Genomic DNA, 23,413 nt, shown 5'->3' with positions numbered 1-23,413 from the left:
ATTGGAATCTCGTTCAATTAGATTGAACTTGGTTCCAGCAAATGTCAAGGGGCAGCGTGGCGGAACGTCGGTACAACAGTGAGAGCCGAGCACGGCAGTCGGACGCGGCGCGACGGCGTGTCCTCGAGTCGGCTGATGCGTTGTTCCGCTCCCAGGGCTATCTCGGGACGACGCTGGCCGACGTAGCCAGCTCCGCCGGCGTCAGCGTCCAGACGGTGTACAACCTCGTCGGCGGCAAGCCGGCGCTGCTCAAGGCGGTCTACGACCGGTCGGTGGCCGGCGATGACGCCGAGGTCCCGATGGCGCAGCGGCCGATCATCCAGGCGATGACCAGCGCGCCGGACGCCCGCACCGCACTCGGGCTCTATGCGCAGCTCGCCCGCCAGATCGGCGAACGCACCGCGGCCATCATCAGCGTGATTCTCGCGCAGGCGGCCGCCGGCGACCCCCTGCTGACCGAGCTCGCCGACACCGTCGAACGGGAACGCGGGTTCGGGACCACGGCGACCGCGCACCACCTCGCGGCCACCTTCGGCCTCCGTCCGGAGCTGGACGAGACAGCGGCGGCCGACGTGCTCTGGGTGCTCACCGCCCCCGAGGTCGCCGATCGGCTCGTGCGGCGGCGCGGCTGGAGCTGGGACGCCTACGAGCACTGGCTCGCCCGGACGATGACCGACGCGCTGATCGGCCCGGATCGAGCCGGCTGAATCCCTGAAGCCACCTGGTCGACAGCACCCGAGCCTGCGAGAGGTGTGGTGACCGCGAGCGGTCCTCCGAGCGGGCCAGGTCAGCGTCGACGAGCCGCAGGGGCGAGTGCCGGGTTGTCGAAGGAGTTGTCGACGGGATTGACCGTGGTGCCGGGGGCCACGATCTGGTCGATCCGGTCGAGAACGTCGGGCTCGAGGACGACGTCGGCGGCCGCCAGTTGCCCTTCGAGCTGCTCCAGCGTCCGGGGTCCGATGATCGCCGAGGTGATCGCCGGATGGGTGAGGACGAAGGCGATGGCGAGTTGGATGAGGGTCAGCCCGCAGGCGTCGGCGAGCTGGGCGAGTTCCTCGACCGCATCGAGTTTCCGCTGGTTGGCGGGTTGCGAGAGGTCGAAACGCTGCGGGAGCCGGCTGGCGCGCGACGACTCCTGCTGGCCGGCGTCCTTGCGCCAGCGTCCGGAGAGCCAGCCCCCGGTCAGTGGGCTGTAGGAGAGCACGCCCATCCCGTGCCTCTGGCAGGTCGGCAGGATGTCGTCCTCGACCCGTCGGACGAGGATCGAGTAGGCGGGCTGCTCGGTCAGGAAGCGCTGCAGGCCGCGTTCGCGGGCCACCCACTGCGCTTCGACGATCTGGCTCGCCGGGAACGTCGAGGCGCCGAGGTAGCGGATCTTGCCCTGGTGGACGAGGTCGGTGAGGGCGCCGAGGGTCTCCTCGATGTCGGTGTCGGTACGGGGCCGGTGCACCTGGTAGAGGTCGATGTAGTCGGTGCGGAGCCGACGGAGTGAGTCCTCGACGGCCCGGATGATCCAGCGGCGGGAACTGCCCTGCCGGTTGGGATCGTCGCCCATCGCGCCGTGGAACTTGGTCGCCAGGATGATGTCGTCGCGACGGCCCTCGATGGCTTTGCCGACGATCTCCTCGGATTCGCCCTGGGCGTAGACGTCGGCGGTGTCGATGATGTTGATCCCGGCGTCAAGGGCGGTGTGGATGATGCGGATGGACTCGTCGTGATGCGGGTTGCCCCAGGCACCGAACATCATGGCGCCGAGGCAGAACCGGCTGACGGAGACGCCGCTGCGTCCGAGCATGTTGTGGCGCATGTTGTGCTCCTTGTTCTCGATGGGTCGGTTGGGTCAGGGTGTGACGTCGGGGCGTGCGTGGATGCGAAGACTGCTGAGCGCCGCGAGGAGCAGGAGCGCGGCGGCGATGCCGAGGCTGAGACGCAGCCCGAAAACCACCCGGCCCGGATCGGCGATGAGCGCGCCGAAGACGGCGATGGCGACGGCCCCACCCACCTGTCGGAAGGTGTTGAACACCGCAGAGGCCGTTCCGGCCTGGCGGGCGGGCACACCGTCGAGGACGACGCCGGTGACCGAGGGCATGGCCAGCGCACCACCGGCCCCGACCGGGACGAGACAGGCAGCGATCGCGAGCGGTTGCCCCAGCGGAGCGATGATCAGCATCGCCGCCAGGCCGACCGCCATGGCGACCAAGCCGGACACGACGGGCAGCCGGGCGCCGTAGCGGTTGGTCACCGGCCCGGAGGCCAGGTTGCCGGCGATCGCGAAGAACGCTGCCGGCAGGAACACCAGACCGGCGCGGAGCGGGGGCAGCCGGAGCTGCTGCTGGAGGAAGAGGCTGACCACGAAGACGTTGCCGTAGTTGCCGATCATGAACGCGAACCCGACCGGCAGGGCCAGCCGCACCCCGCGGGCCCGGAAGAGACCGAGCGGCATCATCGGGTGGCGGACCCGGGACTGGACCAGCAGAAAACCGATCAGCGCCACGACTGCGGGCACCAGCGCCGCCAGCACCGGCCACGAACCGAACCCCGAGTGCCCACCCTCGATCAGGCCGTAGACCAGGGTGGCCAGTCCGAGGACGGCGAGGCCCTGACCGGCCCAGTCGAAGGGGGCCGGCTGCGTCGGCGAGGAGCCGACCGCCCGGAGGAAGATCAGCATGCCGACGCAGACCGGCAGGTTGATGGTGAAGACCCATCGCCAGTCGACGGTGGTCAGCAACCCGCCCAACGGCTGACCGATCAGGCCCGCCACGGCGCCGCCGACCGCCCACACGCCGAGCGCCCTGGCGCGTCGCGCCGGGTCGGGAAAGGCCTCCCGGACCAGCGCCATCGAGGCGGGCAGCATGATCGCTGCTCCGGCACCCTGGACACAACGTGCGGCGATGAGCACGGCGGCGCTCGGGGCGAAAGCGCAGGCCGCCGACGTGACGGTGAAGATCGTGATGCCCAGGGTCATGGCCCTCTTGGCGCCGATCCGGTCGGACAGGTTCCCGGCGAACAGCAACAGGGCGGCGAAGAGCAGGGTGTAGCCGTCGATGATCCACTGCTGGCCCACGGTGCCGCCGCCCAGCTCGGCCCGGATCCGGGCCAGCGCCACGTTCACGATGGAGATGTCCAGCGTGATCAGGAAGAACCCCATCGAGGCGACCGCGATCACGACCCGCGCCCGTGGCCCGTTCGGCGACCTGACGACCGGAGGCGCCAGGCGGCTGCCGGTGCGGACGGACATCGCGTCTCTCCTCCTGGTCATAAACGGAGCCAACGCCTCCGCTTCCGCGCCGACGCTACCACAGAAACGGAGAAGCGGTCTCCGGATCGGCTACAGTCGAGGCATGGCCGGAGGCGCAGCAGCACAGGGACCGCGCACCCTGCGACGCGACGCCGCGCAGAACCGGCGCCGTCTGCTGGCCGCCGCTCGCGAGCTGCTGGCGGACCAGGGCTTCGACGTCACCCTCGACGACATCGCCCGGCACGCCGGCCTCGGCGTGGGCACCGCCTACCGTCGGTTCGCCAACAAGGGCGAGCTGCTCGACGCCCTCTTCGCCGAGCAGACCATCGAACTGGCCGCTGCCGCAGACGCCGGCCTCGCGGATCCGGATCCCTGGCAGGGTCTGGTCGGCTATCTGGAGACCTCGCTCGCGCTGCAGCTCCGCGACAAGGGTCTTGCGCAGATCGTGAGCGGAGACCGGATCAGCCAGGAGCAACACGACTGGAACCGCGAGGTCACTGCCCCCAAGAACCGCGCTCTCGTCGCGCGGGCCCAGGAGGCAGGTCAGCTGCGGAGCGACGTCACCGGCACCGATCTGACCTTCATCCAGATCGGGCTCAACGCCATCATGACGCGATCCCGGGACGCCCATCCCGAGCTCTACCGCCGGTATCTCCACCTCATGCTGGACGGCCTGCGCGCCCACCCGGGGCCCGCGACACCGCTGCCGGTCGGGCCGCTGACGAGCGACCAGACTCACGCGGTGATGGCACCCACGAGGCCGCGAACGTCGGGAAGGGTCGGCGAGATCCAGCGGGGCGGCACTCGGTAGGCCCCGTGGGACTCGAACCCACAACCCGCGGATTAAAAGTCCGCTGCTCTGCCAGTTGAGCTAGAGGCCCGCGAGCCGGACGGCCGGACGCGCCCCCAACCTACCGGTCCGCCCGAACCGCGGGCGAGCGCCGACCGCGACCGGTCAGCGGTCGACGGCCGCCAGCCACGCTCCCGCGGCGGCGCGCTGCTCGGCCCGCCTCGAGAAGGTGAAGGTGAACGGCCGGCTGTCCGGTTGGCACGTCGTGGCCGACCGCTTCGCCGTCGGCGCCACCAGATAACTGGTCACCTGGGCGTCGGTGCAGGCGCTCTGGCCGAGGGTGGTGTGACCCCACCCGTCGAGGGTGATCACCGTGGCCTTCGGGAACAGCGAGGCGAACGGCTTGGTGCTGGCGTAGGGCGTCGCCGGGTCGTGACGCGTCCCGAGCACCAGCACCGGCGTCCGGGTCGTCTGCTTCCAGCCGCCGCGGTAGGCGTCGCGGTCGACGACGCCGTCACGCTGCAGATACCAGCAGGGCAGGTCCTCCCAGGTCCGGTAGCGCCCGAACTCCGGGTGGTTCGCGTCCGAGCGGTCGGCGGCCGCCGGGTAGACCCGCGGGTTCGGGGTCACCGTGTCGACGCAGCTGCTGCCCAGCGCGCCACCGATCGACGGGTAGTCCTGACCTCGCCGGACCGTCGCCAGGTAATCGCTCCCCCGCTGCAGCACCGCGGTGGGCAGCGGGCGGACCCGCGCGCTGGACGGCTCGAGCGCCCGGGCGACGCTGGTCATGAAGTCGGCCAGGTCGAGCCAGTTGGTCGGGGTGTACAGGCCGTTGTAGATCGTCCCCACCGCGAGCTGGTAGTCGACGCTGACCGTCTGCGCCCCCGGCACCCGGTAGACCGCCGGACGCTGCTTGAGCCGGTCGAACATCGTCCGGGCCACCGTGGACGGCTGACCGAGCTGCGCGAACGAGCAGACGTCCGGGCCCGCCTGGGCGCACAGCGTCAGGAACTGCCCGAACACCTCCGCCCCGCCGCGGTCCTGACCGATCCGGATCCCGGCCGGCACGTTGCGGTAGCGCGCGTCGCGCCCGACGTAGACCCGCGGGTCGAGGGTGCCGTCGAGCACCATCGCGCGAATCTTCCCGGGGAACAGCTTGGCGTAGGTCGCGCCGAGGAACGTGCCGTAGGAGTAGCCGGCGTAGTTCAGCCGGGCGTCGCCGACGGCCCGGCGGAGCAGCTCCAGGTCGCGCGCGACGTTCGCGGTGGACATGTGTGAGAGCCGTCCCGGCGAGGTCGCGGCGCAGTGGGCGGCCAGCGACTTCGACTCGGCCGCGTAGCGCGGCTCGGCGCCCGGGTTGAGCGGGAACGGCAGCGTCGAGGAGAGCGCGCTGCTCTCCTCCACCGGGTCGCGGAAACACGTCGCCGGATTCGAGCGGTTCACCCCGCGCGGGTCGAACCCGACGATGTCGAACCGGTTGCGGACCGTCTGGCTGTAGACGGCCTGCGCGTTCTGCTGGACGAAGTCCACCCCGGACCCGCCGGGACCGCCCGGGTTGGTGAACAACGAGCCGATCCGCTCCGACGGCCTCGCCGCCGGCAACCGGGTGATCGCGATCTTCGTGGTCGCCCCCCGCGGCCTGTCGTAGTCGGTCGGGACGCGAACGGTCGCGCACTGGAAGGCCGGGTAGTCCGGTCCGCAACTCGCCCAGCTGATCTTCGGCACCGTCGGCGCCGGAGCCGCCGGCCGACCCGTCGTGGTGATCGTGACCGGCGGAACGGCCGGCGCCGCCTCGGCCGGCGCGGCAGTCAGCACCGGGACCGCCAGCGGCACGGACGAGACCAGGCCGAGCGCGGCGGCGGACCACCGACCGCGCGCACGGGACGGACGGCGTGCGGACGAGCGGGTCATGGCTTCCTTCGATCGGGGGACGCCGTGCCACGCGGCCGGAACGACGTCGGGGGCCGGCCGGGCCTGGCGGAATCACGACCCTAACGATCTCGTCCGCCGCGCGACAAGGTCCGGCGGTGTGCGTCGGGTGACGATTCGGCAACGGACCTACCAACCGCCCCGTCCCGGCGTGCTCGACGGTCGGCGCCGCTACATTGCGGACATGGAAGCACTGCGCGGTGTCCTGGGCCTGGTCCTGCTGCTCGGCATCGCGGTGCTGGCCTCCCGGCACCGGCGCGGCATCCGCTGGCGCACGGTGATCGTCGCGCTGCTGCTCCAGGTGATCTTCGCCTTCCTAGTGCTCCGCACCACCCCCGGCCGCGACGTGCTCAACTGGCTCTCGCGGCAGGTGGAGAAGCTGATCGGCTTCACCCAGTCGGGCACCGACTTCGTGTTCGGACCGCTGGCCAAGGTCGGCGCCCCCAGCGGGGTCGCCTTCGCCCTCCAGGTGCTGCCGGTGATCATCTTCCTCGGCGCGCTGATCTATCTGCTGCTCTATCTGCGGGTCATCCAGTTCGCCACGCACGTCATCGGCGGGGCGATCGGCAAGCTGCTCAAGGTCAGCAAGGTCGAGTCGATGTACGCCGCCGTGGTGGTCTTCCTCGGGCTGTCCGAGGCGCCGTTGTTGATCAGCCCCTATCTGAAGCGGCTGACCGCCTCGCAGACCTTCACCATCGTGGTCGCCGGCCTCACCGCGGCCTCCGGCTCGACACTGGTCGGCTACGCCCTGCTCGGTGCCCCGCTCCCCTACCTGCTCGCCGCCACCGTGATGAACGCCCCGGCCGCGCTGGTGATGGCCAAGATCATCTGGCCGGACACTGTCCGGGCCGAGGTGGAGGGCGTCCCCGCCGGCACACCCGAGGCGACCGGGGCGTCGGCCGATGCCGACGCCGAGGCAGCCCCGGCGAAGGCGAACAGTGGGAAGCGGGCGCGGCTCGAGGTCACCCGGGTCAGCCGGGCCGAGGCCGCGACGACCGCCGACGACTTCGACGTCCGCGACGTGCGCGACACCGAGTCGACCAACATCCTCGACGCGCTCGCCCGCGGCGCCCTGGCCGGCGGCAGGGTGGCCGTGACCATCGGCTGCCTGCTGATCGCCTTCGTCGCCCTGATCGCGCTGGCCAACGGGATCATCGGTGGGATCGCCGGGCTGTTCGGCGTCGAGGGCCTGACCTTCCAGAAACTGCTCGGCTACGCGATGGCCCCGGTGGCCTGGCTGCTCGGCGTGCCCTGGAGAGAGGCGGTCGAGGCCGGCCAGTTCATCGGCCTCAAGACCGTGCTCAACGAGTTCGTGGCCTACGGCGAGTTCGGCCCGCAGGTGTCGCGGCTGTCGCCGGTCACCGTGGTGGTGGTGACGTTCGCGCTCGCCGGGTTCGCCAACTTCGGCTCGATCGCCATCAGCATCGGCGCCCTCGGCAGCCTGCGCACCCAGATCCGCGGGTTCGTGGCCCGGGTCGGCGTCCGCGCCCTGCTCGCCGCCACCCTGGCAAACCTGGCCAACGCCGCCATCGCCGGGCTGGTCTTCGCCCGCTGACCACGGAGCCGACCCTCAGCCTCCCAGCGGCTCGTCCGAAAGTCGGGCGTCGTGGTCGGGAATGCCGGACCGTGGCACGCTGTTGGGCACCCTTGGCACCCGCCGCAACCGTCCGACAGATCCACCCGGGGAGGAGTCCGCATGGCGTCCGGCGCGCTCACCGAACAGACCCCGGTCGTCGCGCGGCCCGGGGTAGACTTCTGGCGGCGACTGCGACGCGACCGAGCCGCGGTGGCCGGCGGCGTCATCATCGTCGCGTTCGTGCTGATCGCCCTGCTGGCCCCGGTGCTCAGCGCGGTCTCAGGCAACAACCCCTACGACTACGACCTCGACGCCCTCGGCCCCAACACCGCGCCGAAGGGGTTCGGTGGCGGGATCAGTGCCCGGCACTGGTTCGGGGTCGAGCCGCTGACCGGCCGCGACCTCTTCTCCGTCGTCGTCTACGGCGCCCGGACCTCGCTGTTGGTCGGTATCACCGCCACCGTCGTCTCGGTGGCCCTCGGCGTGGTCATCGGCGTGGTCGCCGGCTACGTCGGCGGCTGGACCGACCGGATCGTCAGCCGGGTCACCGACGTGATCTTCGGCTTCCCGTCGCTGATCTTCATCATCGCGCTCGGCGCGATCGTCCCGGCCTCGTTCCCGAAGTCGTTCCTGATCGTGCTGGTGATCGGCTTCTTCGGCTGGCCGACCATCGCCCGAGTGGTGCGCGGCCAGACCCTGGCGCTCAAGGAGCGCAACTACGTCACCGCGGCCCGCGCCTCCGGCGCGGGCCCGCTGCACGTGATGGCCTCGGAGCTGCTGCCCAACCTGACCGCGACGATCATCGTCTTCGCCACCATCTCGATCCCCGGCAAGATCGGCGCGGAGGCGGCGCTGTCGTTCCTCGGCGTCGGCGTGCCGCCGCCCACCCCGGCCTGGGGCCGCTCGATCGGCGACGCGATCGCCTGGGTCGGCATCGACCCGATGTTCCTGGTCTTCCCCGGAGCCGCGCTGTTCCTGATCACCATGGCCTTCAACCTGTTCGGCGACGGCCTGCGGGACGTCCTCGACCCGCGCACGGGGCGGGCCCGATGACCTTCGCCCGTTTCGTCCTCAGCCGGTTGGCCGGCATGGTCATCGTGCTGCTGGCCATCGCGCTGATCAGCTATCTGATCTTCTACCTGCTCCCGGCCAACCCGGCGCAGCTGTCCTGCGGCCGTCCCTGCACCCCGGACCGGCTGGCCCAGGCCGAGGCGTTCATGGGGTTGGACAAGCCGTGGTGGGCACAGTTCCTCACCTTCCTCGGCGGCTTCTTCGTCGGCCGCACCTTCGGCGTCGGCGGCACCGCGATCCACTGCGACGCCCCCTGCTTCGGGTACTCGTTCCGGCTCAGCGAGTCGGTCACCCAGCTGATCGCCGAGCGCGCGCCGGTGACCTTCTCGATCGCCATCGGCGCGGCCGTCCTCTGGCTGCTGCTCGGGGTCAGCACCGGCGTGGCCTCCGCGCTGCGTCGGGGCAGCCTGATCGACCGGAGCCTGACCACGCTGTCGGTGGCCGGGGTCTCGGCGCCGGCCTACCTCGTCGGCCTGCTCGGGATCTTCCTGTTCGGCTTCACCCTCAACATGGTCCCGGTCGGCGGGTACGTGCCGCTCACCCAGAGTCCGGTCCAGTGGCTCTGGCACCTGATCCTGCCCTGGATCGTGCTGGCCTTGCTCAACGCCGCGATCTACACCCGGCTGACCCGCGGCGAGATGCTCGAGGTGATGGGCGAGGACTACATCCGCACCGCCCGCGCCAAGGGGCTGAGGGAGGGCCGGGTGGTCGGTCGGCACGCGCTCCGCAACGTGCTGATACCCGTCGCCACCGTCTTCGGCCTCGACCTCGGCAGTCTGCTCGGCGGCGCCATCCTCACCGAGAAGGTGTTCGCCATGCAGGGGCTCGGGTCCCTGCTGCTCGACGCCGTCGGCAACCTGGACCTCCAGGTGCTCGTCGGCGTCACCTTGTTCTCCGCGTTCCTGATCATCCTCGCCAACGTCGTCGTGGACATCAGCTACGGCCTGCTCGACCCCCGGGTCAAGGCCGGCGGCTGAGACCGACCACCGAAAGGGATCACCCCATGAAGAAACCGCCCCGCGCACTGCGGGTCCTCGGCGTCGTCGCCGCCGGCCTGCTGCTGGTGAGCGGCTGCAACGCCAACCCCAGCCAGTCGAGCAGCAACCAGACGACCGCTGCCACCAAGGGCGGGGACCTGACCATCCTCACCTCCTCGACCCAGCTCAACTTCGACCCGGCCAAGAGCCAGAGCCTGGCCATCACCAGCCTCGGCCTGGTGCTGCGCCGGCTGACCAGCTGGGAGACCAGCCCGAACGCGCCGACCAAGGTGATCCCGGACCTGGCCACCGACACCGGCCGGCCCAGCGACGGCGGGCGCACCTGGACCTACACGCTCAAGGACGGCCTCAAGTACGACGACGGCACCCCGATCACCAGCGAGGACATCAAGTACGGCGTCGAGCGCTCGTTCGCCCCGCAGCTGTCCGGCGGCCTGAGCTACCACAAGTCGCTGCTGGTCGGCGGCTCGAGCTACGGCGGGCCCTACGACGGCAAGCAGCTGTCGTCGATCGAGACCCCGAACGACAAGACGATCGTCTTCCACCTCAACGCGCCGTACGGGGACTGGCCGTGGATCGTCTCGATGGGTGCGTTCGCGCCGGTCCCGAAGGCCAAGGACACCAACCCCGCCACCTACGGCAACGACCCGGCGGCCTCCGGCCCGTACAAGATCGACAAGCTACAGCAGGGCGTCTCGCTCACCATGAGCCGCAACCCGAACTGGAGCCAGGCCACCGACCAGGCCCGCACCGCCGGTCCCGACACCATCACCTTCAAGATGGGTCAGGACGAGACGGTCCAGGCCCAGGCCCTGATCAGCGACTCGGGCGCCAACGCCACCTCCTTCGGCGCGGACTTCGTCCCCGCGGCGCAACTGGCCCAGGCCCAGGGCAACCCGCAGGTCGGCAACCGGCTGGTGACCTCGGCCGACGGCGCGCTCAACTTCCTCAGCATGAACACCCAGCGCGGCGCGCTCAAGAACGTCAAGGTCCGTCAGGCGTTCAACTACGCGATCGACCGCAAGGCCTTCATCACCGCCTCCGGCGGCTCGGTCTCGGGTGACCCGGCGACGACGTTGATCACGCCCGGCATCCCCGGTCGTCAGGTCTACGACGACTACCCGGCGGGGGACGACGGCGACGTGGCCAAGGCCAAGCAGCTGCTCAGCGAGTCGGGCCAGAGCAACCTGAAGCTCACCCTGCTCGTCTCGAACCAGCCGATCGCGCTGGCCCAGGCGCAGGCGATCCAGCAGGCGCTGCAGCGGATCGGCGGGGTGACCATCACCCTGCGTCCGCTCGACGACAACGCGCTGTCCAGCGCGGTGACCCAGGGCAACGGCGACTACGACCTCTACCTGGGCAGCTGGCAGCCGGACTTCCCCAGCGCGAACGGCAACATCCAGCCGCTGTTCGACTCGAGCCAGATCGGCAACGGCGGGTACAACACCTCGCGCTACGACAACGCCAAGGTCGACGCGCTGATCAAACAGGCCACCGGTGAGGTCGACCAGACCAAGGCGGAGGCGCTGTGGGCCGAGGCCGACAAGGCGATCATGGCCGACGCCCCGGTGGTGCCGCTGAGCTACGCGAAGAACTCGTTCCTGCACGGCTCGAAGGTGCAGAACTTCTTCATCGGCGAGTTCCCGGCCTACCCGAACTACCTCCGGGTGACGGTCAGCCGGTGACCGCGCCGACCCCGGGCCCGGCCCCGGCCCTTGCCGTCCACGACCTCCGGATCGCGTTCGCCCGTGAGGGCGCCGACACGCGACCGGGCGCGGTCGGTGACGGCGGGGTCACCGAGGTCGTGCACGGGGTCGACTTCGCCGTCGAGCGCGGGCGCGTGCTCGCGCTCGTCGGCGAGTCCGGCTCGGGCAAGAGCGTGACCGCGATGTCGGTGCTCGGGCTGCTGCCCGGCACCGCCCGGGCCACCGGACGTATCGAGATCGACGGCGCGGAGGTCCTCGGCGCCCCCGAGGAGACGCTGCGCGCGCTCCGCGGACGCGCGGTGGGTACGGTGTTCCAGGAGCCGTCGAGCGCGCTCAACCCGGTGTTCACGGTCGGCGACCAGATCGTCGAGGCGATCTGGGCCCACCATCCCGAGACCACCCCGGCGCAACGGCGGCAGCGGGTGGTCGAGCTGCTCGAAGCGGTCGGGGTCGCCGATCCGCGACGGATCGCCCGGTCCTATCCGCACCAGGCCTCCGGCGGCCAGCTGCAGCGCGCGGTGATCGCGATGGCGATCAGCAACGACCCGACACTGCTCATCGCCGACGAACCGACGACCGCGCTCGACGTCACCGTCCAGGCCGGCATCCTCGAGCTGCTCCGCGACCTGACCCGTCGGCTCGACACCGCCGTGCTGCTGATCACCCACGACATGGGGGTGGTGGCCGACGTGGCCGACGAGGTGGCGGTGATGGAGCAGGGCTCGATCGTCGAGACCGCGCCCACCCGGCAGCTCTTCGCGGCCCCGCGGCACGCGTACACCCGCTCGCTGCTCGGCGCCGTCCCCGAGCTCGGCGTCCGCAGTCGCGGACCCGTCCCGGCGGACGAGGACGCCGGCACCACGACCGCCGCCGCCGAGCTCGTCGACGCGGTGGTCACCTTCCGCGGGTCCAGCGGCACCACCACCGCCGTCGACCACGTCTCGCTGCGGATCGAGCCGGGCGAGTTCGTCGGGCTGGTCGGTGAGTCCGGTTCGGGCAAGTCGACCATCGGACGCACCCTCAGCGGCCTGGTGCCGCTCACCTCCGGGCGGGCGCTGCTGGCCGGGATCGACGTGGGGACCGCGCGGGGGTCGACCCTCCGCCGGGCCCGCTCCGAGCTCGGTCTCGTCTTCCAGGACCCGGCCTCGAGCCTCAACCCCCGGCACACCGTCGGCCGCAGCATCGCCGACCCGCTCCGGCTGCACACCGATCTCGACCAGCCGGCCCGGCGGGCCCGGGTGCTCGAGCTGCTCGACGCGGTGCGGCTGGCGCCCGCGCTGGCCGACCGCTACCCGCACGAGCTCTCCGGTGGTCAGCGGCAACGGGTGGCCATCGCCCGGGCGCTGTCCTGCCGGCCGACGCTGCTCATCGCCGACGAGCCGACCAGCGCGCTCGACGTGTCGGTGCAGCAGCAGATCCTCGAGCTGCTGCGTCGGCTGCAGGCCGAGCTCGGCTTCGCCTGTCTGTTCATCAGCCACGACCTCGCCGTGGTCGGCGAGCTGACCACCCGGGTCGGGGTGCTCCGCGCCGGCCGGCTGGTCGAGCAGGGACCGACGGCGACCGTCCTCGGCGACCCGCAGGACGCCTACACCCGGCGGCTGCTGGCCGCCGTCCCGGTGCCCGATCCGGAACGCCAGGCCGAGCGTCGGCGGCGCTGGCGCGAGCTGGCCGAGACCAGCTGAGCGTCCTCAGCGCCGGGTGAGCCAGGCACGGAACCGCGCCCAGCGCCCGGACGGCCCGACCGGGTCGGCGCCGCCCTCGGTCGGTGCGGGATCCGTTGCCTGCGCCCGCGCGCGCCCCTCCCGCCACTCGCGCACCACCCGTTCGACGTCCTGGGTCTGCAGGAAGATCGGCGGGCCGTCGAGACCGTGCACCCGGCCGTGCCGGATCTGGCTGTTCAGGTCGGCGACGATCTCGCGCACCCGCTGCTCGTCGCGCTCCCCGGCCACCGTCTCGGGCAGCTCCTCGATCGCCCGGCGCAGCGCCAGCGACGGCGGCAGCACGCCCGACAGGTCCTCGCGCTGCACCCACTGGTTGACCCACCAGTTCGGGTCGTGCCGCCCGGTCAGACCCGGCAGCGGCTTCCCGGAGCCCTTCAAGTTGTCGAAGGCCCCGGCCTCCTGCGCCTCGCGGATCTGGCGGTCGACGTCGGACTCGTACGGTCGCATGCCGCACCTCCTGGGCGTTCCGGATTCGGCTCGTCGGTGATCGGTTCCGCCAATCTATCCGCACCTGATAACGACTCTTGAGCGGAGCTTGGGCTCTTCTTGAGGAAGTGAAGCAATCCGCTCCCCCTTTCTTGTGCGAATCCCTCGCGACAACAAACACAAATCAAGCGGTGTCCCGACGAACCACTGAGGCGGCGGTTCTTCACTGTTCCCGTGATCGACCTGATCACCACCGCCCCCACCACTCCGGAGCAAACCGATGACAAGTCAGCGTCCCCCGGCGCCGTCCCTCACCCCGTGCGCCACCCGCAGCGAGCTGTTCACGCACCCGCTCCTCGAGGAGCCGCCGACCGGCGAGACCGACCCGACGGTGCGACGCCGCTACGAGACCCTGCTCCGCGAGGCGACCGCGCTCTGCGCGAGCTGCCCGGTGCAGGCAAAGTGCCTCTTCGCCGCCGTCGTCGACCACGACGTGGCCGGCGTCATCGCCGGGACCACCGAGAAGCAGCGCCGGGCCATCCGGCGGCGGCTCAAGCTCAAGGTCGAGCCGGAGGACCTCGACGCCCTCGCCGGCGTCAGCGTCCCGCACCACCGGATCGACCGCGAGGAGGTGCTGCGGCTGCGGATGTCGCGGCCGCACGACACGCTCGACCAGCTGGCCGAGCGGCTCGGCTGCTCCACCTCGACCGTCAAGCGCCACCTGCGCCGCGACCGTCTGGGGCTCGACGAGCCGCGCCAGAGTGTCCGCCCGGCCGTCACCCCGACCCAGGTGCTGGCCGTGGCCCGGCAGGTCGCCAACCGTCAGGGACCGCGGGCGCGAGCCGCCTGACCCGCACCGGGACTGTGGCAGTCTGGACCGGGTGCAGCCCTGGGTGATCGGCCTCGTGCTGGTGCTGGTCGCCGGCGTCGGGATCATCCTGTACGGGGCGCTGTCGGACCGGACCGCGCACCGACGTCGGGTCGCCGAGCTCACCTCGGTGCCCGACCGACGGATCCCGCAGTTCAGCCCCGAACCCGCCGCCGCACCGCGCTATCTCTCCGAGCTCCAGGCCCGGCGCGAACCCGAGGGCGCCGCGCCGGGCCTGAGCAACGAGGAGCGCCGGCGGCTCCGTGACCAGCTCGACCGCGCGGTCACCGTGCCGCTCGGGTACGCCTCGCGCGACTTCGTCACCGACCGCGAGACCGGGTGGGCGGTGCTCGACCAGCCGGCGGTGCTGGTCTGCGCCGAGCCGGTGACCTCGCTGCGGGAGCTGGTGGGGTTGCTGGAGAAGACCCTGCTCGGCGACCGCTCGCTGGTGATCGTCACCCCGGCGGTCGACGCCGACGTGCTGGCGACCCTCGAGGTGAACCGCATCCAGCGGCTGCTCCGGGTCGTCGTGGTGCTGGGTCGCGACCCGCGTCCGGTCGACGAGGTCTGCGCGGCGACCGGGGCGCGGCTGGTGAGCCGGATCGACCTGCAGGCGGGCTACGTCACCGACGCCGAACTCGGCCGCTGCGAGCGCTGGGTGTCGACCGACCGGCGCAGCCACGTCGTCGGCCCGGTGGACTGATCCGGATCAGCCGCCGGGCGCGGCATAGCCTGAGCAGGTGATCGGATCATGAGCGAACGCCGGGGCGGGATCGCCTACCTCGGGGTGATCACGCCGATCATCTTCGGCACCACCTATCTGCTGACCACCGACTTCCTGCCTCCCGGGCGTCCGCTGCTGGTCGCACTCGGTCGCAGCCTGCCCACCGGGGTGGTGCTGGTGATCGGGTCGAAGCTGCCGCCGCGGGGCTGGTGGTGGAAGTTCGCGGTGCTGTCGGTGCTCTACGCCTCGGCGTTCTTCCCCCTGCTGTTCGTCGCGGCCTACCGGTTGCCGGGCGGGGTGGCGGCGGTGATCAACTCGATCGGACCGATCGCCACCGCCGTGCTGTCGATCTGGTTGCTGCGGACGCCGATCCGCGCGATCCAGGTGATCGCCGGGCTGGTCGGGGTCGGAGGCGTGGCGCTGCTGGTGCTCAGCTCGTCGGCCCGGCTCGACGGCTGGGGCGTGCTGGCCATGGTGTCGTGCGTGATCATGCTCTCGGCGGCGGCGGTGCTGACCAAGCGCTGGGGCAAGCCGGACGGGTTCACCGCGCGCGGGATGACCGGCTGGACCTTCCTGATCGGCGGGGTGACGCTGATCCCGTTCGTGTTGATCTTCGAGGGGCTGCCGGCGCAGCTCAGCGGCCGCGAGATCGGCGGCTTCGTCTACCTGGGGCTGATCAGCGGCGTGGTGGGCTACGGGATGTGGTTCTGGGCGCTGGAGCGACTGAGCCCGAGCGCGGTGATGTTCCTCGGGCTGGTCAACCCGGTGGTCGCGGCGGCGTTGGGCTGGATCTTCCTCGGCCAGCGGCTCAACGGGCTGCAGCTGTTCGGGGCCGCCCTGGTGCTGGTGGCGGTGGTGCTCGGCCAGCTCGGCCCGCGCCGGGGCGCGTCCGCCCCGCCGGAGACCGCCGTCGGGACGCCGTCCGGGTCGTCGTCGGTACGCTCCGGCTCGTGACCGACGCCGACCTGCCGCCGCGCGACCGCCGCTGGCCACGGTCGGTGTTCGCGGTGGGTCGCGAACCGGACGCCCGGTTCACCTTCGCGAATGAGCGGACGTTCCTGGCCTGGGTCCGGACTGCGCTGGCTTTCGTGGCCGGCGGGGTCGCGCTCACCGCGTACGCCCAGCTCACCGGCCGGCCGTCGGCGGCCGCGCTGGTCGGTTCGCTGCTGCTGATCGCCTGCGGGGTGGTGAGCGCCGTCGGGTCGTTCGTCACCTGGATGCGCTACGAGCGCGCGCTGCGGCTCGGACGTCCGCTGCCGTCCTCGAAGCTGATCCCGGCGCTGACCGCGGTCCTCGTGGTCTTCGCCGTGGTCGCGACCCTGCTCGCGCTGTGAGCGACGGCGGGGCGCAGCCCGAGCGGACCGGCCTGGCCTGGCAGCGGACCGCGCTCTCCGGGCTGGCCTGCAGCCTGGTGGTGGCCAAGCTGGTCGCCGGCCGGTCGCCGGTGCTCGGGGTGGTGCTGAGTGCGCTGGCCCTGCTAACCACCGCGGCGGTCTTCGCGCTCGGTCGTCGCCGCTACCGACGCGGCAGTGCGGCGTGGAGCGAGGACCGCCCGCTGCCCGACGGGCGGCTGCCGCTGGCCGCGGTCGGCCTAATCGTGGTCACCGCGCTCGGCGCCGGCTGCTACACCGTCATCAGCTGACACGACTCAGCGCCCGCTGAGCCTGCCACGCCCGCTGAGCCTGTCGAAGCGCTAGGCGTAGCCGAGCTCGTGCAGCCGGTCGTCGTCGAGCCCGAACGCGTGCCCGACCTCGTGGACGACGGTGATCCGGATCTCGTCCACCAGCTCGTCGATGTCCTGGCAGCGTTCCAGCAGCGGATTGCGGAAGATGTAGATCCGGTCGGGCAGCAGCCCGCCGTCGTTGGCCCCGCGCTCGGTGATCGGGACACCCTTGTAGAGCCCGAGCAGGTCGGGGTCCTCGGCCGGTGGTTCGTCCTCGATCAGCACCACGCAGGTGCCGACCTGCTCGGCGAACTCGGGCGGGATCTGGTCGAGGGCCCGGTCGACGAGGGCGTCGAACTGCTCCGGCGCGAGGTCGAGCGACATCGTCCGAGGCTACCCGCGGCCCCCGGCGGCTATAGTCGTCCGGTCGCGAGTCCCCATCGTCTAGCGGCCTAGGACACCGCCCTTTCAAGGCGGCAGCGCGGGTTCGAATCCCGTTGGGGATACCACCCAGAAACACCCGCTGACCAGGCACAACGCCGGAACGCCGGCCCAGCCAGAACGGCCAGACCGGCGCCTGGGACGCAGCCGGGACGCATCACCCGTCCCGACCCGTCAAGCGCGACACCTGGCCGTGAGCCTCTGTCGACGGGCTCAGTAGCTCGTCCAGCCGGTCCACGGCGGCGTCCGAGCCGTCCTCGAACAGGCCGCCGTAGCGGGTCAGCGTGAAGGCGACCCTGTTGTGCCCGGCCCACTCAGAGACCTCCCGCACGTTGCAGCCGGCGGCCACCAGGATCGCGACGAAGCTATGCCGCAAGCCGTGGAACGTGACGTCGCCAAGGCCAGCACGCTCGACCGCCGGATGCCAGACCTGACGTCCGAACGACCGGAACAACGGCCCACCTCTCGGCGCCACGAACAGAAGCGCGTCGGCCTCAGCGCCGACATAGGTCGCCAGGTGTTCATCGATCCGACGCATCACCGACCGAGCTACCGGAACGGTCCGCTTCGACCTCGTCGTCTTCGGCTCATTCCCGAGCGTCACCGTCCCAGCGACTTCGACAGCCGTCGTCCGGACGAAGATGCGCGAGCGCATCACGTCGACATTAGCCCGCGTCAGCCCGGCGGCCTCACCCCAGCGAAGACCCGCATAGGCACCGACCAGCACGAGCGCCCGATACTCCGCCGGCATCGCCTCGACCAGCCGCTCGACCTCGTCTTGCGACAAGAATCGCGGCACCTTGGCCCGCTCCGACGGCAATGGCACCCGCAGGGCCGGGTTTACTGCCAGCCGATTATCTGCGACGGCTGCATCTAGACACTGACGCAGAGCAAAGACTGCCTTCCGAGTGCTCGCTGCCGAGAGGCCACCGTCGAGCATCTCAGCCACCCACACACGGACCGCCGCGTTCGTAATCCGGTCAAGCTGCACCTGCCCGAACTTCGGAATGACCTGACACCGCAGCGTGACCTCCAAACGCTGACGCGTCGTCGCCCGAAGATCATGCCGGGTCACCACCCACGTCTCCGCCCAATCGGAGAGCCGCACCTGACCGCGCCGCGGGTCACGCCAGGTCCCGCCGGCCAGTTCAGTCTCGATCTCGGCCTTGCGTCGTTCGGCGTCGACCAGACGGCGCTTCGTCTCGCTGTGCTCGCGACCTGCATGATCGCGATAACGGATCTTGTACCGCGCCACCTTGCGAACACGACCCGAACTCTCCCGCTGGTCGACCATCCGACGCTCGATGTGCGCCATGTTCAACGACCAGCCGGGGAAGAAGACTCAGCGCAGCTCGCAAGCCACGCTTCGACATCAACCCGGCGGAACCGAACATGACCACCGATGCGGTACCCAGCCGGCCCCTCACCTCGATGACGCCAGGCATACAGCGTCGTGAGCGGAACGCCCAGCAGCTCCGACAGGTCAGACAAAGACATCATCCGTTCCGTCGCCATGATCAATTCCTTCCACGTGGGGTTCGGGTTCGGCCTCCCCGAGTTGGTGATGGTGTGGTCTCCGACCGGCTGGTCAAGAGCACTTCGTGTCCGATGGATTCGCTTCGCTCACCCTTGACCAGCCGGTCGGAGACCAGACTTCGCAGTGGTCGGGGAGGCCGAAGCAGACGCCGAGGTGACCTAGTCGATGTCAGCCGTCCGGGTCGCCGTCGGTTGCTGAATGGGTTTCCCCGACCTGCTGTTGCTTCGCTTGCTCGTACTGCGCGCGCCAGCGCGACCGCTCGAGAACGGATTCGAGGATGATGCGGGCGTAGGTAATCGGATCCGGGCGGGTGTCGGTCCAGACGAACCGTGGAGACCCGTCGGGAAGGGTGACCGTGGCGGCGAGTCGTTCGATCCCCGGCGCCACGATGCCGGAGTTGAGAAGGGCTTCGCGGACGACGGTGGCCCGGTCAACTTTATGTTCCTGCAGCGTTTTGTGACCACTGACGTGACACCAGCACCCGCCGGCCGCCCAAGCCGAGGTGTTCCCGGTCGTGTGCCTTCGAGCTGCAGTCACCGGCCCGCAGGCCGGGGCCAGGATTCTTGGGTTGGATGCCGTAATGCAGCCAGTTCGCATCGGTGGACGTAAACCGGTCGGTCGAGGGCCGGCCACCACACCTGGGCATAGGTGGCCTTCATGATCTGCCGCAACAAGCTGCGCGGGATCGCACCGCGGACCGCGGCATGGAGATGCGGAGCCAGGCGCTTCTGAGGTTCGACGGCAGCGAAGTACTGGACCCTGTAGCCGGCGCAGCCGCGGACGTGCTGCCAGAACCGATCCACCAGCTTCGGGAAATGCAACGCATCCAACGCCGCCCGCCGATAGTTGTAGCTGCTCGGATCCAGCGGTGTTCCGTTGGCCTTGACCGGCCCGTAGGACGGCATCGTCAGGGTCAGGAACATCGAGGGCCGGTAGATCTTGCCGTCCGGAGTCTCAAACGCCCGACCGACAGTCCGGTCCTCACACGGCACCCGCGGCAAATCCGGCACATCATCACGCCGACGCGTCGACCGCACCCGCCGGGCGCCCTCATCCTCGACCTGGTCGCCAGCATCATCGTCGAACTGGTGGAGAGTCTCGGCATCGGCTAACACCAGGCGTTCGGGGTCGTCTGTGCGGTGCCAGCCTTCGGCGCACTGCTGCATGCGCAGCCGGCGGTTCTTGTCCGCGCACGACGGGCACACATCCTCCCGCGTGCTGTTGCACGGCAGCGCGACCTTCGATTCGGTGCCGTCGACCTGGTCGATGACCCGCCGGACCAGCGGACGCACGCACACCTTCTGCGCCACCGCCAGCTCGTGCGCCATCTCCGCGGTGATCCGCGGCACCGCAGCCGAGCGGGAAGGTTCGAGTACATCGATTGCTGTGCGCCTCAGCCGGGCCATTCCAACCCGTTAGCCATCACGGTCGCACTTACCAGCGCCCCTCGGCCGAGCCATTCCGACCCGTTAGCCATTTCTTGGGAACGCCTGTCTCAGTAATACCACGCCCAACCGACACGCTCGTCAACACGAGGCTCACCTCAGACCGCGACACCGACGAACCGACGACTCTTGTCTGCGTTCACACGCTTCCAGACCGCGACGTCTATGGACCTCAGTGCACATCGCCGACCTGCTATGGACGCCAGTGGACTGAGACGCTTCCGCGCGCCGTCGCGACTGTCGGTGGACGACGCGGATCACTCAGTGTGACGTATATCACATAATCCATGGCTAGACGATGATCGCGGCCACGGTCTGCCGTCTGGATCAATCTCAGGTTCTACCCTCCTTGGCACCCGGAGCGCATCGCGCCCCGACCCGAACCCCGTTCAGAAAACGACTCAGTTCAGGCGGGTGGCGAACACGATGGTGTTGTCCAGGTAGCTCTGCACGGTCCGGTCGTAGGGTCCGCCGCACGTGATCAGCCGGAGTTCCGCGTCAGGTGTTGGGCCGAACACCTCGTCCGTCGGGAAGCCCTTCTTGGCCGTCGTGATCACGCGGTCGACCCTGAACGTGACCGTCCTCCCGTCGGAGAGTCCGACCTTGATCTGATCGCCCTTGCTGACCAGTCTCAACTCGAAGAACACAGCCGGACCGGTCTTCGAATCGATATGGCCGGCGATCACCGCGGGACCGACCTGTCCCGGCACGGTTCCGCCGGCGAACCAACCCGCACGATCCGGGTTCTTTGGCGCAGCGAGCTCACCATTGCTCAGGAGGGCGAGCTTTTCCAGGCTCGCCGTCTTCAGACCGATCGATCCGATGCGCACGGACGTGACAGAGACCTGACGTTCCTTCGGCAGCGGAGCCGGACCGGAGGGCGCCGGCGACGTCGGTGCCGACGAGGTCGGCGACGGGACGGACGACGTCGCGACCGGAGTCGGTGCGCCGCTCGTCGGTGCTTCGGAGGTGCCGCAGCCGGCGAGCGTCACTACGAATGCCACCAGCACGGCCGCCAGCACGCCCCGACCGCGCTCGGCCGAGCTGGAGGTCTGGCGGAGCCGAGGACGCGCGGTCATGACTCGAGCCGCCCGCAGCCGCCGAGGACGTTCTGCTCGAGCATCATCCGGCCCAGCGCGTCCCAGGCCGCGCCGTAGTAAGTCGGATCGCGCTGCGCCAAGTCGTCGGCCCTGAGCAGGGCTCGACGCGCTCCCTCGTCGTCTCCGCCGGCGGCGAGGGCCGCGGCCTGGCCGACAGCGGCCACCGGTGACCCCTCGGCGGTGAGCGGGCGGCCGCCGAGATCGCGGGCGGCCGGCGTCCCGCCGAATCGCTCCAGGGGCCCGGACAACGCCGCAGCCTGGGCGACATCGGCATCGTCACAGGACTCGGCATAGCGGATCGGGAGCCGGGCTGCGTCGTAGCTGTAGCGCACGCCGTCGTTGCCCCGTCCAGCGGCGCCGGGCATCGGATCCACCGCTCCGTCGGCGTGGATCTGTGCCCAGTCCGGCGGTAGGTCGGTCTTGTCCAGGATGCCTGCGGTGGCGGCCCGACTCCCGGCGGCGAGCTGCTTCCAGCGGGCGTCGCCGGTCGCGCGCTCCAGCACGGCGTAGGCCACCGGCGAGGCGTAGCTGGGGTTGTAGGCGTACGGCTGTTGCCCAGCCCAGCTTCCCGCCGTGAGCACCAGGCCGAGTGAGGTGCGGACCGTCTCGACGTTGAGCACGGCCTTTCCGAGCTGCGTTCCTGCCTGGGTCCAGTTCGGCTGGCCGAAGCGCGCGCCGGCCAGGACCAGGGCGCGCGCGGCGTCGAGATCGGCGTCCGAGGCCGATTCGGCGTCCTGCACGCGTCCGTCCTGCCAACGCCAGCTCAGCGTGCCGTCGGGGCGGAGCAAGTGCATCCGCGTCCAGTCCCACACCCGCGCGAAGGCCTCGCGATCCCCGAGCCCTACGGCAATCAACATGGCATAGGCCTGCCCCTCACTGACCGTGTCCCCGCCCTGGTCTCGCCGGACCACGCGACCGTCCGGATCGACATAGCCGCGAAGAAAGGATCGTCCGGCGTCCTGGACGTTCCGCGGTGTGGGCTCGGCCGTCGGAGCGGGCGAACTGGCATCACCGCCGCTCCTCGAGCCGCTCGACGGACCGGATCCAGCCAACGTCAGACGCCCGGTTGCCAGCAGCGCAAGAAGCAACGCTACGACGACAGCGAGAGCCACCGCCGCGACGAGCAGGCCGAGCACCGGGCCACGGTGTTGTCTCGCCTCGTGCCGCGATCCCGCTCTCATCCAGCGGCACCCCGGCATGCCGCAATCGTTCTGCGGATAGCACGACGGCGCAGCACACCGACGCCGACGGCGCCCACCAGGCCGGCTGCAGCCAGGCCGACGACCGCCCCGGTGCCCGGACCGGCAGGAGCTGAGCCCGAGTGGGCAACCGGGTCGGTGACGAACTCCGTGGCAGCTCCCCCGCCTCCCGTCTCCACACCTTTGCCCCTGGCCGGCATCGTCATCGTGCCGCCCGCGTCCTGCAACACCTTCGTGGCCAGCTGGCCGTTGGCGCCGTTGAGCAGCACGATGGTGTTCACCGATCCCGGACGCGCTGTCACCTTCACCGACTCAGACTTCGCGCTGGAGCCGCTGCCGGGCGCCAGGTCCACCGTCCACACTCCAGCCCTGACCGCCGCGTACCCGGTCGCGGAGCCGAAGGCCGCATCACGGGCCAGCACCGGCCCACCCATCGCCGTGACGGTGACGGTGGGAGCGTTGGTTGATGCTTGGATCAGCCTGATCTTCGCCTGCCCGCTCTTCGGCGGGCGGAGGTCATCGTTGAGCACGAGCCCCTTCAGATCGGCGTTCTTCCCGATCGCAGCCACCGTGTACGCATAGTCGTTCTGGACCGTGACCGATTGCGTGATCACCGGCTTGCTCGAACCGCTGCCGCCAGCCGGCGTCATCGCCGCGACGTATCGGCCCGCCGGCACTTTCCAGTACTTCGACACGTCGCCGTAGCCGACGTCACGCAGCTTCACCGTCGCCTTGCTGTCGGCCAGCGACGTCAGGGTGACGTTGACGTCCGACGTGTCCGGCGAGAGGTGGGTGAGCCGGATCCAGCCGGTCCCCTCGGTGGTCGACCCGCTTGCTCCCTCGGCATGCGCCGGGGCAGCGAAGGCCGCGAGGCTGAGCGTCAGGGTGCCCGCGGCAACGGCGATCGTGCCCAGCCGTCGGAGTGCGGAATGTCGCGCGGCTCGGTCGGTTCGGTTCTGGTCTCGCATGGAAATTCTCCTC

25 protein-coding genes and 2 tRNA genes are annotated in these 23,413 nt (G+C 70.4%); 13 read left to right on the top strand and 14 right to left on the bottom strand.

The window, feature by feature from the left end; translation table 11 throughout:
* The first annotated feature begins 41 nt into the window (after nt 1-41).
* Nucleotides 42-707 (top strand): TetR/AcrR family transcriptional regulator, encoded by a 666-nt coding sequence (locus FHX74_RS00565; protein WP_268925837.1) that lies wholly within the window; start codon nt 42-44, stop codon nt 705-707.
* An 80-nt stretch (nt 708-787) separates the two neighbouring features.
* Here FHX74_RS00565 and FHX74_RS00560 read toward each other — a convergent pair whose 3' ends face one another.
* Nucleotides 788-1,807, bottom strand: coding sequence for an aldo/keto reductase (locus tag FHX74_RS00560; RefSeq protein ID WP_182558159.1), 1,020 nt, complete (start codon nt 1,805-1,807; stop codon nt 788-790).
* 33 nt (nt 1,808-1,840) lie between these two features.
* Nucleotides 1,841-3,166: an MFS transporter gene (locus tag FHX74_RS00555; protein WP_328823543.1), complete on the bottom strand. Its 1,326-nt coding sequence runs from the start codon at nt 3,164-3,166 to the stop codon at nt 1,841-1,843.
* Here FHX74_RS00555 and FHX74_RS00550 point away from each other — a divergent pair.
* A complete protein-coding gene (locus FHX74_RS00550) occupies nt 3,129-4,049 on the top strand; it encodes a TetR/AcrR family transcriptional regulator (protein WP_328823542.1) in 921 nt (306 codons plus the stop codon). The genes FHX74_RS00555 and FHX74_RS00550 overlap by 38 nt on opposite strands.
* Here the strand turns inward: FHX74_RS00550 and FHX74_RS00545 are convergent.
* Both FHX74_RS00545 and FHX74_RS00540 read right to left on the bottom strand, forming a co-directional pair.
* Nucleotides 4,047-4,119: transfer RNA gene (locus tag FHX74_RS00545), tRNA-Lys, on the bottom strand. The genes FHX74_RS00550 and FHX74_RS00545 overlap by 3 nt on opposite strands.
* Before the next feature lie 74 nt (nt 4,120-4,193).
* Nucleotides 4,194-5,939, bottom strand: coding sequence for an alpha/beta hydrolase (locus FHX74_RS00540; protein ID WP_182558157.1), 1,746 nt, complete (start codon nt 5,937-5,939; stop codon nt 4,194-4,196).
* Nucleotides 5,940-6,141: 202 nt separating this feature from the next.
* Here FHX74_RS00540 and FHX74_RS00535 point away from each other — a divergent pair, with 202 nt between their 5' ends.
* The 5 genes from FHX74_RS00535 to FHX74_RS20605 all read left to right on the top strand — a co-directional run bounded on the left by FHX74_RS00535 (nt 6,142) and on the right by FHX74_RS20605 (nt 12,990).
* Complete coding sequence (locus tag FHX74_RS00535; RefSeq protein WP_182558156.1) at nt 6,142-7,512, top strand: NupC/NupG family nucleoside CNT transporter; 1,371 nt, start codon at nt 6,142-6,144, stop codon at nt 7,510-7,512.
* 141 nt (nt 7,513-7,653) lie between these two features.
* On the top strand, nt 7,654-8,586 hold the full coding sequence (locus FHX74_RS00530) for an ABC transporter permease (RefSeq protein WP_182558155.1): 933 nt from the start codon (nt 7,654-7,656) through the stop codon (nt 8,584-8,586).
* Nucleotides 8,583-9,581 carry an ABC transporter permease gene (locus FHX74_RS00525; protein ID WP_182558154.1) on the top strand — a complete coding sequence of 333 codons (999 nt, stop codon included), beginning with the start codon at nt 8,583-8,585 and terminating at the stop codon, nt 9,579-9,581. The genes FHX74_RS00530 and FHX74_RS00525 overlap by 4 nt, the downstream gene beginning before the upstream one ends.
* Nucleotides 9,582-9,607: 26 nt before the next feature.
* On the top strand, nt 9,608-11,287 hold the full coding sequence (locus FHX74_RS00520; RefSeq protein WP_182558153.1) for an ABC transporter substrate-binding protein: 1,680 nt from the start codon (nt 9,608-9,610) through the stop codon (nt 11,285-11,287).
* Entirely contained in the window at nt 11,284-12,990 is a 1,707-nt protein-coding gene (locus tag FHX74_RS20605) for a dipeptide ABC transporter ATP-binding protein (RefSeq protein ID WP_182558152.1), read from the top strand. The genes FHX74_RS00520 and FHX74_RS20605 overlap by 4 nt, the downstream gene beginning before the upstream one ends.
* A 6-nt stretch (nt 12,991-12,996) precedes the next feature.
* Here the strand turns inward: FHX74_RS20605 and FHX74_RS00510 are convergent, their stop codons facing one another.
* Nucleotides 12,997-13,476 (bottom strand): DnaJ family domain-containing protein, encoded by a 480-nt coding sequence (locus FHX74_RS00510; RefSeq protein WP_182558151.1) that lies wholly within the window; start codon nt 13,474-13,476, stop codon nt 12,997-12,999.
* A 259-nt stretch (nt 13,477-13,735) separates the two neighbouring features.
* On the opposite strand from FHX74_RS00510, the gene FHX74_RS00505 reads away from it, so the two are divergent.
* From FHX74_RS00505 to FHX74_RS20595, 5 genes are read left to right on the top strand one after another with little or no spacing between them, the layout of a single operon-like run.
* Nucleotides 13,736-14,305 carry a WhiB family transcriptional regulator gene (locus tag FHX74_RS00505; protein WP_182558150.1) on the top strand — a complete coding sequence of 190 codons (570 nt, stop codon included), beginning with the start codon at nt 13,736-13,738 and terminating at the stop codon, nt 14,303-14,305.
* Between the two features lie 31 nt (nt 14,306-14,336).
* Entirely contained in the window at nt 14,337-15,026 is a 690-nt protein-coding gene (locus FHX74_RS00500; RefSeq protein ID WP_182558149.1) for a TCP-1/cpn60 chaperonin family protein, read from the top strand.
* Nucleotides 15,027-15,074: 48 nt separating this feature from the next.
* Nucleotides 15,075-16,001: an EamA family transporter gene (locus FHX74_RS00495; RefSeq protein ID WP_182558148.1), complete on the top strand. Its 927-nt coding sequence runs from the start codon at nt 15,075-15,077 to the stop codon at nt 15,999-16,001.
* Entirely contained in the window at nt 15,998-16,381 is a 384-nt protein-coding gene (locus FHX74_RS20600; protein WP_328823541.1) for a YidH family protein, read from the top strand. The genes FHX74_RS00495 and FHX74_RS20600 overlap by 4 nt, the downstream gene beginning before the upstream one ends.
* Entirely contained in the window at nt 16,378-16,689 is a 312-nt protein-coding gene (locus FHX74_RS20595) for a DUF202 domain-containing protein (protein ID WP_182558147.1), read from the top strand. The genes FHX74_RS20600 and FHX74_RS20595 overlap by 4 nt, the downstream gene beginning before the upstream one ends.
* Nucleotides 16,690-16,740: 51 nt before the next feature.
* Here the strand turns inward: FHX74_RS20595 and FHX74_RS00480 are convergent, their stop codons facing one another.
* Entirely contained in the window at nt 16,741-17,094 is a 354-nt protein-coding gene (locus FHX74_RS00480; RefSeq protein WP_182558146.1) for a metallopeptidase family protein, read from the bottom strand.
* 49 nt (nt 17,095-17,143) lie between these two features.
* On the opposite strand from FHX74_RS00480, the gene FHX74_RS00475 reads away from it, so the two are divergent.
* Nucleotides 17,144-17,219: transfer RNA gene (locus FHX74_RS00475), tRNA-Glu, on the top strand.
* Between the two features lie 89 nt (nt 17,220-17,308).
* Here FHX74_RS00475 and FHX74_RS00470 read toward each other — a convergent pair.
* The 8 genes from FHX74_RS00470 to FHX74_RS00445 all read right to left on the bottom strand — a co-directional run bounded on the left by FHX74_RS00470 (nt 17,309) and on the right by FHX74_RS00445 (nt 23,400).
* Complete coding sequence (locus tag FHX74_RS00470; RefSeq protein ID WP_182558145.1) at nt 17,309-18,466, bottom strand: tyrosine-type recombinase/integrase; 1,158 nt, start codon at nt 18,464-18,466, stop codon at nt 17,309-17,311.
* A 2-nt stretch (nt 18,467-18,468) separates the two neighbouring features.
* Nucleotides 18,469-18,648: a helix-turn-helix transcriptional regulator gene (locus FHX74_RS00465; RefSeq protein WP_235970112.1), complete on the bottom strand. Its 180-nt coding sequence runs from the start codon at nt 18,646-18,648 to the stop codon at nt 18,469-18,471.
* Between the two features lie 208 nt (nt 18,649-18,856).
* Nucleotides 18,857-19,075: a hypothetical protein gene (locus tag FHX74_RS20850; protein ID WP_328823540.1), complete on the bottom strand. Its 219-nt coding sequence runs from the start codon at nt 19,073-19,075 to the stop codon at nt 18,857-18,859.
* 49 nt (nt 19,076-19,124) lie between these two features.
* Nucleotides 19,125-19,235, bottom strand: coding sequence for a hypothetical protein (locus FHX74_RS20845; RefSeq protein WP_328823625.1), 111 nt, complete (start codon nt 19,233-19,235; stop codon nt 19,125-19,127).
* Nucleotides 19,222-20,037, bottom strand: coding sequence for a replication initiator (locus tag FHX74_RS00460; RefSeq protein WP_235970069.1), 816 nt, complete (start codon nt 20,035-20,037; stop codon nt 19,222-19,224). The genes FHX74_RS20845 and FHX74_RS00460 overlap by 14 nt, the downstream gene beginning before the upstream one ends.
* 497 nt (nt 20,038-20,534) lie before the next feature.
* Nucleotides 20,535-21,212, bottom strand: coding sequence for a class F sortase (locus FHX74_RS00455; protein WP_182558143.1), 678 nt, complete (start codon nt 21,210-21,212; stop codon nt 20,535-20,537).
* Nucleotides 21,209-22,369: a glycosyl hydrolase family 8 gene (locus FHX74_RS00450; RefSeq protein WP_182558142.1), complete on the bottom strand. Its 1,161-nt coding sequence runs from the start codon at nt 22,367-22,369 to the stop codon at nt 21,209-21,211. The genes FHX74_RS00455 and FHX74_RS00450 overlap by 4 nt, the downstream gene beginning before the upstream one ends.
* A 41-nt stretch (nt 22,370-22,410) precedes the next feature.
* Nucleotides 22,411-23,400, bottom strand: a complete 990-nt coding sequence (locus FHX74_RS00445; RefSeq protein WP_182558141.1) for a DUF4397 domain-containing protein — start codon at nt 23,398-23,400, stop codon at nt 22,411-22,413.
* Nucleotides 23,401-23,413: the final 13 nt, after the last annotated feature.

It is taken from the genome of Microlunatus kandeliicorticis, from assembly GCF_014137855.1.
GTDB lineage: Bacteria > Actinomycetota > Actinomycetes > Propionibacteriales > Propionibacteriaceae > Microlunatus > Microlunatus kandeliicorticis.
The sequence above is the reverse complement of the archived record's forward strand: the minus strand, read 5'-3'. Positions and strand labels throughout refer to the sequence as shown.

Coding starts and splice junctions, on each gene's coding strand:
- FHX74_RS00565 (WP_268925837.1), top strand. CDS start 42: ATGTCAAGGGGCAGCGTGGCGGAACGTCGGTACAACAGTGAGAGCCGA.
- FHX74_RS00455 (WP_182558143.1), bottom strand. CDS start 21,212: ATGACCGCGCGTCCTCGGCTCCGCCAGACCTCCAGCTCGGCCGAGCGC.
- FHX74_RS00560 (WP_182558159.1), bottom strand. CDS start 1,807: ATGCGCCACAACATGCTCGGACGCAGCGGCGTCTCCGTCAGCCGGTTC.
- FHX74_RS00505 (WP_182558150.1), top strand. CDS start 13,736: ATGACAAGTCAGCGTCCCCCGGCGCCGTCCCTCACCCCGTGCGCCACC.
- FHX74_RS00540 (WP_182558157.1), bottom strand. CDS start 5,939: ATGACCCGCTCGTCCGCACGCCGTCCGTCCCGTGCGCGCGGTCGGTGG.
- FHX74_RS00530 (WP_182558155.1), top strand. CDS start 7,654: ATGGCGTCCGGCGCGCTCACCGAACAGACCCCGGTCGTCGCGCGGCCC.
- FHX74_RS00480 (WP_182558146.1), bottom strand. CDS start 17,094: ATGTCGCTCGACCTCGCGCCGGAGCAGTTCGACGCCCTCGTCGACCGG.
- FHX74_RS00470 (WP_182558145.1), bottom strand. CDS start 18,466: ATGGCGCACATCGAGCGTCGGATGGTCGACCAGCGGGAGAGTTCGGGT.
- FHX74_RS00535 (WP_182558156.1), top strand. CDS start 6,142: ATGGAAGCACTGCGCGGTGTCCTGGGCCTGGTCCTGCTGCTCGGCATC.
- FHX74_RS00510 (WP_182558151.1), bottom strand. CDS start 13,476: ATGCGACCGTACGAGTCCGACGTCGACCGCCAGATCCGCGAGGCGCAG.
- FHX74_RS00465 (WP_235970112.1), bottom strand. CDS start 18,648: ATGTCTTTGTCTGACCTGTCGGAGCTGCTGGGCGTTCCGCTCACGACG.
- FHX74_RS00495 (WP_182558148.1), top strand. CDS start 15,075: ATGAGCGAACGCCGGGGCGGGATCGCCTACCTCGGGGTGATCACGCCG.
- FHX74_RS00520 (WP_182558153.1), top strand. CDS start 9,608: ATGAAGAAACCGCCCCGCGCACTGCGGGTCCTCGGCGTCGTCGCCGCC.
- FHX74_RS00525 (WP_182558154.1), top strand. CDS start 8,583: ATGACCTTCGCCCGTTTCGTCCTCAGCCGGTTGGCCGGCATGGTCATC.
- FHX74_RS00445 (WP_182558141.1), bottom strand. CDS start 23,400: ATGCGAGACCAGAACCGAACCGACCGAGCCGCGCGACATTCCGCACTC.